Genomic DNA, 11,929 nt, shown 5'->3' on the forward strand with positions numbered 1-11,929 from the left:
CGACAGGGAGGTTGGCATGTCCGCTGACATCGTGGGGTTCCGGCGCGGCTAGGGGAATCTCGGGGAGCCCTGAGCGCGCTCATCGCATATCCCCATGGCCGCTACCGCTCTCGTCGTCCGTTCGAGGATTTGGCTTTGCTGTTGTTGACATGACTTGCGGGGTGGTGACAATCTACTGCTGTAGCTACTGCTGTAGATAGCTCGGCGCACACGCCGAGTACGGCGTCACTCACCAAAGGAGTTGGGATGCATCGAAACCTCTCACGCCGTGGGCCCCTGATGGCGGCTGCGGCGACGTTCGCCGGTATGGGCCTGCTGCTCTCCGGTTGCTCGGGTCAGTCAGGATCAGCGAGCGGGGACACGATCCACGTGAGCATCATCACGAAGGACCCCAGCGACCCCTTCTGGGTCGCCATGATTGACGGCGCGAAGAAGGAGGCCGAGAGCCAGAACGTCGAGATCACTGTGGCGGCTGGCAAGGATCAGAGCGACAGCGACGGTCAAATTCAGGCAATCGAAAACGCCACCGCTCGTGGCGACGACGCGATCCTCATTGCGAACAACGGCCCCGCGGTTAACGACGCGATCAAGAAGGCGCAGGATGCCGGGGTCCTGGTGCTCGCCCTGGACACACCGTTCAGCCCGGCGAACCTTGCGACCGCGACCTACGCCACCGACAACTTCGCCGCTGGCCAGGCCATCGGGAAGTGGGCGGCGGGCGCGCTCGATGGCCAGAAGGCAGTCATCGCGATGATTGATCTGTTTGCGGACAAGGTCGTTTCGGTTGACTACCAGCGCGACCAGGGCTTCCTCGACGGCATGGGCATCGCCCTAGGCGACCCGGAGAAGATCGGCGACGAGGCGGAGACCGGCACTTACTCGGGTGGCGAGTATGAAATCGCGTGCCACGAGCACAGTGACGGCGCCCAGGACGGCGGTCGCACGGCGATGGAGAAGTGCCTTTCGCTCAACCCGAACATCAACCTCGTCTACACGTCGAACACGGCCCCGGGATTGGGCGCTTATCAGGCATTGAAGGCGGCGAACGTCGACGCCCTCCTGACGTCAATCAACGGCGCGTGCGAGGACATCAACACGATCATCGACGGCAAGTTCGGCGCAGCCTCGCAGCAGTTCCCGGGCAAGATGGGCGCCGAAGGCGTCAAGGCGGCCGTCGAATACGTGCGCACGGGCACTAAGCCGAAGACGGACAACGCCGACGGGTTCATCGATACTGGCGTTGAGCTCGTCACCGACCAGCCCATCGACGGCCTGAAGAGCGTCACAGGCGCTGACGCGATGAACGCCTGCACCTCCTGAGGTTCTGATAATGGCGACTACAAACACCATCGAACTATCTGCGGCCGAGGCCTTCAAGACGCGCCCGCTAACCCCGCTCCAGAGGGTGCATCGGGTGCTGCACCTGCATCCTGAAATCAGCCCGTTGATTGTGCTGCTCATCGCGATGTTCGCGTTCCAGTTGGCGAACGATCGATTCCTCAGCCCGGGCAACATCTCGCTGATCCTTCAGCAGGTCGCGGTGGTCGGCTCGCTTGCGGTCGCCCAGACGCTGGTCATCCTGACTGGCGGCATCGACCTCTCTGTCGGTGCGCTGATGATCCTCGTCTCGATGGTGATGGGATCCCTGGTGGGCCTCGCTGGCCTGCCAGGGCCCATCGCCTTCGCGATCGGCATCCTGGTCGGCGTCCTCGCAGGTGTCCTGAACGGCGTGCTCGTCTCAGTGCTCCGGCTCCCACCGTTCATCACAACGCTCGGCACCCTGAGCATCTTCGTGGCTCTCGCGCTTCTCATGAGCAACGGCGTCGCGATCCAGGGCGAGAAGCTCGGCGGATTCCTCCTCTGGACGGCGGCGGCGTTCAGCGTCGGGCCGTTCAACTTCACGATTGGCGTGATCCTCATGCTGCTCATGTACCTAGGGATGGGATTCGTGCTGCATCAAACCGGATGGGGCCGGCACGTGTATGCGGTCGGCAGCGACCCTGTCGCCGCCCGGCTGTCCGGGATCAACACCCGGCGGGTACTGATGAGCGTGTACGCGGTCGCGGGCTTCCTCGTGACCCTGTCCGCATGGATCCTCATCGGCCGCAACAATGCCGCCACCACCAGCGCGGCCGTTGACGTCAACCTCGACTCCATCACCGCGGTCGTGATCGGCGGTACGAGTCTCTTCGGCGGCCGAGGGACACTGCTCGGCACGTTCCTTGGGGCGATCACCGTCGCGGTCTTCCGCAACGGCCTCTCCCTCGCCCGCGTAGACGTGCTGTACCAGACGCTCGCGATCGGCATCCTGATCCTCGTCGCGGTTGCCCTCGACCAGTGGATCCGCCGGGCGGGGGTGAAGGGATGACCGCCGAGCCGATCCTGCGCGCGCGGGGGTTGGTCAAGACCTACGGTGCGGTCGTCGCCCTCGACGGCGTGGACCTGGATCTGAATGCAGGCGAGATCCTCGCCGTGATCGGCGACAACGGTGCCGGGAAATCGACTCTCATTAAATGCCTGACCGGTGCTGAGGTCCCGGACGTCGGGACCATCGAGGTCGCGGGGCGCGAGGTCTCCTTCCGCCGCCCCCAGGACGCTCACGCCGCGGGCATTGAGACCGTCTACCAAACGCTCTCGCTCGCGCCCGACCTCGACATCGCCTCCAACATGTTTCTCGGCCGTGAGATTCGGCGCCGGAGTCCGCTCGGCGGGGTCCTCCGGATGCTCGACTACAAGCGGATGCGCCAACTGGCGGCCGAGAACGTGTCGAAACTCGGCGTCCGCACCCTCCAGGACATCACCCAGGTCGTGGAGACGCTGTCCGGCGGCCAGCGACAGGCGGTAGCTATCGCCCGGGCCATCGCGTTCGGCAGCCGCATCGTCGTGCTCGATGAGCCGACGGCTGCGCTCGGCGTGCGGGAGACGGCACAGGTGCTCGATGTGGTGACCGGTCTGCGCGACGCGGGCCTGGGCGTCATCCTCATCAGCCACAACATGCCCAATGTGTTCCAAGTCGCCGACCGGATCCACATCCAGCGGCTTGGGCGGAGGATCGCCACGATCTCGCCCGAGTCACATTCGCCGGCGGAGGCGGTCGCGATCATGACGGGCGCTGCCCCGGCGCCCGGTCCCGCCGTAGACGCTCAATTGAAAGAAGCTCGTCCATGACACATGAGTCCCTGGTCGCGTCGACCTCCCACCGCTACGGTATCCACGCCCTCGTGTGGACCGGTGAGTGGACGCCGGAGACGGCCGATGATGCGATCCGACGAACGGCTGCGGCGGGCTATGACCTCATCGAACTGGCGTTGCTCGATCCCTATGCGATCGACGTCGAGGCGACGAGGAGATCACTGGACCGGCACGGGCTGTCGATGGTCGCCTCGCTCGGGCTCTCGCCCGCGACGGACATCTCCAGTGAGGACGAGGAGATACGGCGGCGCGGCGAGGACCTGCTGCACCGGGCGGCCGCGGTGGTCCGGGACCTCGGCGGCGACTACCTGTGTGGGGTGATCTACGGGAGCATGAGCAAGCACCCGGGGCCCGCGTCCCGGCGGTCGTACGCGAACAGCGTGGAGAGTATCCAGCGCCTCGCGGACACGGGCGCCGCCTCGGACATTCGGCTCGGTCTTGAGGTCGTCAACCGCTACGAGTCGAACCTCCTGAACACGGCGCGGCAGGCGATGGACTTCCTCAGCGTTGTCGACCGCGAAAACGTCTATGTTCACCTCGACACCTACCACATGAATATTGAGGAGCCGGACATGGCCTCCCCGATCGCTGTATGCGGCGATCGTCTGGGCTATGTACACGTCGGGGAGAGCCACCGCGGTTACCTCGGGTCGGGCAGCATCGACTTCCGCAGCTTCTTCGCGGCACTGGCGAACTCGGGCTATGCCGGGCCGATTACGTTCGAGTCTTTCTCGTCGACCGTCGTGGATCCGGTGCTGTCGAACACGCTCGCGATCTGGCGGGACCTGTGGCGGGACTCGGACGACCTGGCGCGCCACGCCCGGACCTTCATGCAGACGCAGATCGAGGGCGCGTCCGCCGTCCGGTTTCAGTAAGAAGGGCTCCGATGGTCAATCGAAACGACGTCGCACGTCGCGCTGGGGTGAGCACTGCCGTCGTTAGCTACGTTATGAACGGTGGACCGCGGGTCGTCTCCGAGGAGGCGCGGGCGAAGGTGATGGCTGCGGTGCGCGAGCTCGGGTACCGCCCGAACGGCCTCGCCCGCGCGCTGAAGCTACAGCGCACGGCGGTACTCGGGATCGTGGTGCCCGACAGCAGCAACCCCTACTTCGCGGAGCTTGCGCGCGCCATCGAGGAGGCTGCGCATAGCCACGGGATGACGCTGCTGCTCGGCAACTCCGCGGAGGATCCCGCTCGGGAACTCGCCTACCTCAGTACCTTCCTAAATGGACGGGTCGACGGAATTCTCATCGTCAGCTCTAGCCGCTCGCCCGACATCATCGATCTCCTCGACGAGTCGGGACTGCCCTCCGTGTTCGTGGACCGGTCGCCGGTGGGCAACCAGCACAGCGCGATAGAGGTGGACAATCGGGCTGGCGGACGCGAGGCAATGGCACACCTCCTCGAACACGGCCACCGCGATATCACGGTTATGGTTGGCCCGTCCGCCGAGTCCGACGAGCGCATGGAGGGCGCGCTCGAAGTTGTGGCCGGACGGGACGATGTCAGAGTCCGTCAGACGAGTTCCGTCCGTTTCGCCCGAAGCGCTGCGTATGCCGCCGCCCGCGAGATCCTCGCTACGGACGACCGCCCGTCCGCTGTCTTTACCATTGCGGATGAACTCGCGATCGGCGTGCTCCGCGCAGCGGCGGACGCGGGCTTGCGCGTACCTGAGGATCTCGCCCTCGTCTCGTTCGACGGAATCCCGGAAGCCGCCTTCACTGCGCCCGGACTCTCCACGATCGGCCAGCCTTTTGCCCGGATCGCGCAGGAGGCGGTCGGCCTCCTCATGGCGATGGTCGACTCGGACGTGAAGCCCAGGCGGGTCGTCCTGCCCGTCGCCCTGATCCGTCGAGGCAGCTGCGGGTGCCCCGACGACCTCCGCATCACCTGACTCATTCATCCCAATTCCTCATCGAAAGACGAAAACCATGATCAACGGCCCAACGGTGCTAGCCGAGTACCGACTCACCAACCCGACCGGCACCCCTCGCGCGAGCGAGCCGGTGTTCCTCGACGCGGTCGATGCGGACTCCGTCATCTCCGTCCGCCTCGGGGACGGTCCGCTCGCGCCCGTGCAGCGGCTCGCTTCCGGCGGGCTTGTCACGATCCTCGATGTCCCAGAGGGTACTGGTCCCTTCCCCCTTACAGTGGTCGCGGCGGCCCATGAGTCGGACGGCTTCGTAATTACCGAGGTCCCCGCCCGCGAGCAGGACGCCGTCGTGCGCCTCGACACCGGCCCCTTCGAGATCGAGCTGTGCCGAGGCTCCGGCAAGGGCACGACGAGCTCGAAGTGGGGCATCCGGCATCTGCTGTCCAAGGAGCAGGGCGTCGACCTCATACCAGGCGGGGACAACTCCATTGGCGGCTTCTACGCGCCCTTCTTCACCCCGGAGAACGGGCTCATCAACCCGCCCGAGCACGTCATAGCGGACGTCGAGGTCCTGGAGCGCGGGCCGCTCCTGCACAAGTACCGCCTGACCGGCCGCATCCCCGACGGGCTCCTGCCGGAGCTGCGCGGCAAGTGGTTCACGATCGACTGGCAGTTCACGGCCGGGTCTGCATGGTTCGAGCGGCACTACGAGATCACAGACTTCGCGACCGAGGTGGACGGCCGCGCCGCAGTGAACAAGTTCACGGTCGGCGACGAGTTCGAGGCGGGCCCCGGCGACGTGCTGTTCGACCATTTCGCGTCTTGGGCGGGCACGACCTATCGCGAGGGCGACCCCTACGCTGGCATCCTCGCAGACCGCGTCCACCAGGTCACCAGCGGGATTTCGGAGGAATCCTCCCCATCGCTGCACGCGTACCGCCAGGCGATCGGCGGCGACATCGAGTCCGCCAACTGGGACTGGTACTGGCGGCTGTTCAGCGCGTGGGAGTCGTTCCTCACACACGACGAGATCCGGGCGCACCTGTCCGAGGTGCGCGCCGCGGCGCACCGAGCTGCGGACTCGCCAGCGCGCGAGTGGAAGACGACGGACGAGCCCCTGGGGGTCGAGGTGCCCACCACGGAGGAGGCCACCGTTTTCGTCGGACCCTCCAGCAAGACCGCGGCGATCAACGCCGGAACCGGGTACGCCATGACGTGGTGGACGTCGAAGCCGGTCGGCCGGTTTCAGATCGTTCAGCGCCGCGAGTCGGGCTGGAGCAACTGGGGCACGAACGGCGAGAACGAGTGCCCGGAGCTGCCAACCGACGTTACGATCCGAGCCGCGTATGGCCGATTCGCCCACTCTTGGCGGGCGGTGGCGGCATCGCTCGAGAATCCGGTAGTGATCGAAGCCAGCACTGACCGATGACCGAGGTGCTTGTCGTCGGCGAGTCCCTCGTTGACATCGTCCGCGCAGCCGGGGCGGAACCGTCCCACCGCCCCGGCGGGAGCCCGCTCAACGTCGCGGTCGGAGTGGCTCGACTCGGCGTCCCCGCCGCGCTGCACACGCGGATTGGCAGCGACTCACACGGACGCGCGATCCTCGACCACCTGCGCGCGAGTGGCGTGGAACTGACCGCTGCGTCGATGGTCAACGGCCATACGAGCACGGCGCGGGCGGACATTGACCCGGACGGCGCGGCCAAGTACGAATTCGACCTCGACGTCTCCCTCGCCCCGGTCGATGAGGCCGCCCGGGACGTCCGCTGGATCCACGCCGGATCGATCGCGGCGGTGCTCGAACCGGGCGCGAGCAGGGTGCGGAGGGCGTTCGACGACTCGAGTGCGGGAGTCGTCCGCTCGTTCGACCCCAACATCCGGCCCGACGTCGTCGGCGACCCGCGGGATCATCGGGCCGCAGTCGAGTGGTACGTATCACGGAGCGACGTCGTGAAGGCAAGCGACGAGGACGCCGAGCTGTTGTATCCGGATCGCGACCCCCGCGAGACCCTGCGGGCATGGCTGGCCGGCGGCGCGCGCCTCGCCGTGCTGACCTGTGGCGAGGACGGGGCGCACGCAGTGTTCGAGGGCGGCGAGATGGCAGCCCCGGCAGCGCGCGTTAATGTCCGCGACACGATCGGAGCGGGCGACGCGTTCATGGCCGCGCTGATCTGGCGGCTCCTCGCGAGGGTCGGCCGGAACGGTCTGCGGGTCGACGAGGACACGATGGCCGACGCTGTCGGCGGCGCGCTCGCATGCGCGGGTGTCACCGTCGGGAGAGAGGGCGCCGACCCACCTCGCCTCGGAGAGGTGCCGTCATGGTGAACGCTCCCCGCCCGATCGCCAAGTACGACGTCGTCGACGGGCTCGGGCGCCCCCGCATGGCCGAGCCCCTAACGTTCGAGTTGCCCGCGAGCCGGCACCGCGAATACTCGGTGGCCCTTGGCGACGGCCCTCGGCGCCCCGTTCAGGTGTTCGCCGCGGATCCAGGCCGGGGCGTCGCGATCCTGGACCTGGACGGCGTCCCACGGTCGACGATGCGGCTGTTCTCGGAGGCTGCGGCACCGGACGCCGGCAACGCCATCGCGGCACGGCCGGTTGTCGAGGCCGACGGGGTCGTACGACTGGACACTGGAGCGTTCGAGCTTGAGTTGTGCCGCGGCACCGCCCGCGGCACAACGGACAGCAAGTGGGGCATCCGCCACTTCATGGACAACGTTCAGGGCGTCGATCTGATCCCGGGAGGCGACAACGCGATCGGCGGCGTGTACGCACCGTTCTTCACCCCCGAGAACGGGCTGATCAATCCGCCGGAGCACGCAATCGCGGACGTCGTTCCCGTGGAGGTTGGCCCGCTCCTGCACCACTACCGCATGACCGTCCGCATCCCGGACGGATTGCTTCCGGAGCTGCGGGGGAAGTGGATCACGATTGACTGGACGTTCACGGCCGGCACCCCCTGGTTCGAGCGCCACTACCGGCTGAGCGAATTCGGGACCGAGGTCGATGGCCGGTCGGTCGTGAACAAGCTGACCGTCGGCGATGAGTTCGAGGCAGGTGCTGACGCGCTCGTGTTCGACAGGTTCGCGACGTGGGGCGCCACTACCTTTCGGGAGGGCGCACCCTATTCGGCCATCCTTGCGCGCTCGGTCCGGCGGATCGTGGCAGAGATATCCGACGACTCGCCCGCCGAGTTGCGGGCCTACAGAGACGCCATCGCCGGCGACATCACGGCCGCCAACTGGGACTGGTACTGGCGGCTGTTCAGCGCGTGGGAGGACTTCCTCCCCCACGACCGGATCCGCGAGGAGTTGGCCGCCGTTCGTGCGGAGGCGCATCGCGCGTCCGACGCGGCGGATCGCTTCTGGAACGTGACCGTTGACCCGCTCGGGGTCGACGTCCCGGCGGCGGTTCAGTCGACGATCTTCGTCGGTCCTGCGGACCGCAGCGCGGCCCTCAGCACCAAGACCGGTTACGGGATGGTCTGGTGGACGTCCAAGCCGTCGGGCGGCTTCGACATCCAGCAGCGCCGCGAGTCCGGGTGGTCCAACTGGGGCACCAATAGCGAGAACGAACGGCCTGAGTTGCCTAACGACGTGCGGATCCGCACGGCCTACGGGCCGTACGGCGCCGACTGGGCAGGGGTTGCCGACGCGCTGGCGAGCCCCGTCCGTGTCGGCGCGCCGACGGACGTGATGCAGTCCCCCGACACAGAAGAGGAGCAGGCATGAGCCGGAGGACCAAGGTCATCGTCGACACCGACCCGGGAGTCGGCATCCCGGGAACCGATGCCGACGATCCGATCGCAATCCTCCTCGCGCTTGCAGATCCGCGGCTGGAGCTCATCGGGGTGACGACCACGTTCGGCAACTGCCCGCCGGAGCTCGGCGCGCGCGGCGCTCGGGCCGTGCTGGATGCGGCCGGTCGTCCGGACGTCCCCGTGGCAGTAGGAAGCGCGGTGGCGCTGAACGGCGAACTGCCCGGCGATCTTTCAAGCCGCTATGACGGGGAGCGGGGCCGTGCGGGCACGATCCCGCTGCCGTCGCTTGCCGATTCGGCAATCTCGAGCACCGCTGCCGAGTTCATCGTCGACACAGTCAACGCACACCCGCACGAGGTGACCCTCATCGCGATCGGTCCGCAGACCAACATCGCCCAGGCGCTTGAGCTCGACCCGGGGATCGCGGAGCGGCTGCGCTCGATCGTATTCATGGGCGGGGCGCTCGGCCTTGACCCCGAATACGGACGCGGGAACGTCACGCCTGTAGCGGAGTGCAACATCTGGTACGACGCGGATGCCGCAGACATCGTGTTCCGTTCGGGCGTCGACCTGACGATGGTCGGTCTTGACGTGACGAACCCAAATCAGGGCGTAGTCCTCTCCGCCTCCGCAATCTCGGCGATTGACCCCGACGCGTCGGCGGTCGCCGGGATGCTCGCGCAGATCTGCGACACCTACCTCGAGGCCCCCATGTTCGAGTGGGCGGACGGTTGCGTGCTCTACGACCCGCTCGCCGTGGCGGCCGCTGCCGATCCGGAGCTCGGCGAGTACCGGGAGCTAGCGGTCGGGGTCGAGCGGGACGGCACGCTCACACGCGGGCAGACGGTGCCGCTGCGCGACGCGGTGCCGAACCTCCGCGTTCTGGTCAAGGTCGACGGCGCAGCCTTCGCCGGGAACTGCCTCGACCGCATTCTCACGCTCGGTCGCTGACCGCGACCGGCCCCCAAGTAGAGAGATAACTATGCCTACAAACCCGCTCGGCGTGCACGCGCTCGTCTTCGCCGGAGGCACGACCGCGGACGAGATGACGACGATCATCGAGCAGACGAAGGCGGCCGGCTACGACATCCTCGAGTTGTCGTTGCATGACGCCGTCAACCTCGACACCGCCGACGCCAGGGCAAAGCTCGAGGGAGCGGGCCTCGACATTGTCTGCTCGCGAGGCCTGGCGTTCTCCGCCGACGTGTCAAGCGAAGATCCAGAGGTGGTCGCCCGCGGTGCACAGCTGCTGCACGACTCGCTGCGGATCACGCACGACATGGGGGGCACGCACTTCACCGGCGCGCTCTACAGCGCCCTCGGCAAGTACGGTCGCGCCTTGAGCGCGGCAGGGCGTGCAAACGTCGTCGCGGCACTCGCAGATCTCGCCGTCGAGGCGCAGGGCCTCGGCATGACACTCGGCCTCGAGATCTGCAATCGCTACGAGACAAACGTCGTCAACACCGCGGCCGACGCCCTGCGGCTCGCAGACGACATCGGCCACGACAACGTCCTCATCCACCTTGATACCTACCACATGAACATCGAGGAGGACGACTTCATTCGGCCCGTGCGCCTGGTAGGAGATCGATTGGGCTATGTCCACATCGGCGAGAACCATCGAGGGTTCCTGGGCAGTGGTCACCTCGACTTCGCGTCGTTCTTCCACGCGCTCGCCGGTATCGGCTACTCCGGCCCCATCACGTTCGAGTCGTTCTCGTCAGCGGTCGTTTCGCCCACGCTCTCAAACGACCTCGCAATCTGGCGGAACCTATGGAACAACGGCCCCGCGCTCGCGCGGCACGCCCGCTCCTTCATGGCGGATCAGCTCGAGGCAGGTCGCCGTGGCTGACGCCGCCCCCTTGACAGGCCCTCCCGCCCAGGCGCTCGGGGAGCTTGCCGAGCGGATCCGAGATGCTGCCGAGCGGGGCACCCGCTACATCCTCGGGGTCACGGGTAGCCCTGGCAGCGGCAAGACGACGCTCGCTGGGGCGCTCGTGCGACGAATCAACGAACGCGAGCCGAAGCGGGCTGTGCATCTGCCGATGGACGGCTTCCACCTCGCGAACTCGGCCCTCGACCGGCTTGGGATCCATGACCGAAAGGGCGCGATGGAGACCTTCGATGGCTGGGGGTTCGTCGCGCTGCTCGACCGGGTTCGCACGGAAACTACGCACACGGTCTACGCGCCGAGCTTCGCCCGCGCTGTGGACGAGGCCGTGGCCGGTGATGTCGCGATCGAGCCAGAGGCGTCGATCGTGATCGTAGAGGGGAACTACCTCCTCGTCGACGAGGTACCGTGGTCGGGGGTGCGCGATAGGCTGGATGCCGCGTGGTTCTGCGCGACGCCGGCCTCGGAGCGCGAGGCACGACTCATCGACCGGCATGTGCGCCACGGGCGCACCACGGACGCCGCGGCGGCGTGGGCGCGCGAGGTCGACGGCCGCAATGCGGTGCTCATAGAGGCGACGGCTCCGCGCGCGGACCTCGTCGTCTCGGGCACGACTGGGCGGGTGCTCGCCTAGACCTGTCATTTCTGACAGTTGAGGCGCGCGGGCGTTGCCTGGCACCCCACGACGCACCGGACGCGCTTGGTTCGGCGGCGGCTGCAGGGCCGACGTCCGGCACCTCCTTGGAGGAGCGTCTCCACCTCTGCGGTCCGCAAACGGTCCGCAAGAAGATCAGCAGAGATCAGCCGTGATCAACGACAGTCGTCGCTCGCACTGGAGGTTTTCCCTGGTGATTGCCCGTATCTGTCAGAAATACAGACAAGTCCCGAGTGCCCACCGTGAACCTTGGTCGTGCGGATCAAGTGCGACGAGATTTCTTGCTTCTTCAGTTGCGACGTCCCAGCTGCCTCGTCAGCCGCCAACTGAAGAAGTAGCCCGCGAACGGCTGGCTCCCCTGGACCAAGTCGGCCCATGTCGGTGACGGGGGCGAGGCATACGGCGCCTTCGCCCGGTTCGGCGGTGGGGGATGTCGTCGGCACGTGAAAACTGACCCCGTGACGGCAGACGAAAACTGACCCCCTGCCGAGATCCTGGCCCCCAGTCGACGGGGGTCGGGAGGAGAGCGGGTGTTGAGCGTGGAGGACTGGGCCGAGA

At 67.0% G+C, this 11,929-nt stretch carries 11 protein-coding genes; all 11 read left to right on the forward strand.

The annotated features are described in order from the left end of the window. The first annotated feature begins 246 nt into the window (after positions 1-246). From GD970_RS09560 to GD970_RS09610, 11 genes are read left to right on the forward strand one after another with little or no spacing between them, the layout of a single operon-like run. Positions 247-1,320, forward strand: coding sequence for a substrate-binding domain-containing protein (locus GD970_RS09560; RefSeq protein ID WP_152202656.1), 1,074 nt, complete (start codon positions 247-249; stop codon positions 1,318-1,320). A gap of 10 nt (positions 1,321-1,330) precedes the next feature. Next, positions 1,331-2,368 (forward strand): ABC transporter permease, encoded by a 1,038-nt coding sequence (locus GD970_RS09565; protein WP_152202657.1) that lies wholly within the window; start codon positions 1,331-1,333, stop codon positions 2,366-2,368. Next, a complete protein-coding gene (locus GD970_RS09570; protein WP_152202658.1) occupies positions 2,365-3,168 on the forward strand; it encodes an ATP-binding cassette domain-containing protein in 804 nt (267 codons plus the stop codon). The genes GD970_RS09565 and GD970_RS09570 overlap by 4 nt, the downstream gene beginning before the upstream one ends. Then, a complete protein-coding gene (locus GD970_RS09575) occupies positions 3,165-4,067 on the forward strand; it encodes a sugar phosphate isomerase/epimerase family protein (RefSeq protein ID WP_152202659.1) in 903 nt (300 codons plus the stop codon). The genes GD970_RS09570 and GD970_RS09575 overlap by 4 nt, the downstream gene beginning before the upstream one ends. An 11-nt stretch (positions 4,068-4,078) precedes the next feature. Beyond that, the gene (locus tag GD970_RS09580; RefSeq protein WP_152202660.1) at positions 4,079-5,086 is read left to right on the forward strand and encodes a LacI family DNA-binding transcriptional regulator; all 1,008 of its coding nucleotides are present in this window, start codon (positions 4,079-4,081) and stop codon (positions 5,084-5,086) included. A gap of 37 nt (positions 5,087-5,123) precedes the next feature. Continuing rightward, on the forward strand, positions 5,124-6,494 hold the full coding sequence (locus tag GD970_RS09585; protein ID WP_152202661.1) for a hypothetical protein: 1,371 nt from the start codon (positions 5,124-5,126) through the stop codon (positions 6,492-6,494). Beyond that, positions 6,491-7,390, forward strand: a complete 900-nt coding sequence (locus tag GD970_RS09590) for a carbohydrate kinase family protein (RefSeq protein WP_152202662.1) — start codon at positions 6,491-6,493, stop codon at positions 7,388-7,390. Before GD970_RS09585 ends, GD970_RS09590 begins: the two co-directional genes overlap by 4 nt. Beyond that, complete coding sequence (locus GD970_RS09595; protein WP_152202663.1) at positions 7,384-8,796, forward strand: hypothetical protein; 1,413 nt, start codon at positions 7,384-7,386, stop codon at positions 8,794-8,796. Before GD970_RS09590 ends, GD970_RS09595 begins: the two co-directional genes overlap by 7 nt. Continuing rightward, on the forward strand, positions 8,793-9,776 hold the full coding sequence (locus GD970_RS09600; RefSeq protein WP_152202664.1) for a nucleoside hydrolase: 984 nt from the start codon (positions 8,793-8,795) through the stop codon (positions 9,774-9,776). The genes GD970_RS09595 and GD970_RS09600 overlap by 4 nt, the downstream gene beginning before the upstream one ends. 31 nt (positions 9,777-9,807) lie before the next feature. Further along, complete coding sequence (locus tag GD970_RS09605; RefSeq protein WP_152202665.1) at positions 9,808-10,677, forward strand: sugar phosphate isomerase/epimerase family protein; 870 nt, start codon at positions 9,808-9,810, stop codon at positions 10,675-10,677. Continuing rightward, complete coding sequence (locus GD970_RS09610; protein WP_152202666.1) at positions 10,670-11,350, forward strand: nucleoside/nucleotide kinase family protein; 681 nt, start codon at positions 10,670-10,672, stop codon at positions 11,348-11,350. Before GD970_RS09605 ends, GD970_RS09610 begins: the two co-directional genes overlap by 8 nt. Positions 11,351-11,929 lie beyond the last annotated feature (579 nt).

This window comes from Georgenia thermotolerans (genome assembly GCF_009193185.1).
Classification (GTDB): domain Bacteria; phylum Actinomycetota; class Actinomycetes; order Actinomycetales; family Actinomycetaceae; genus Georgenia; species Georgenia thermotolerans.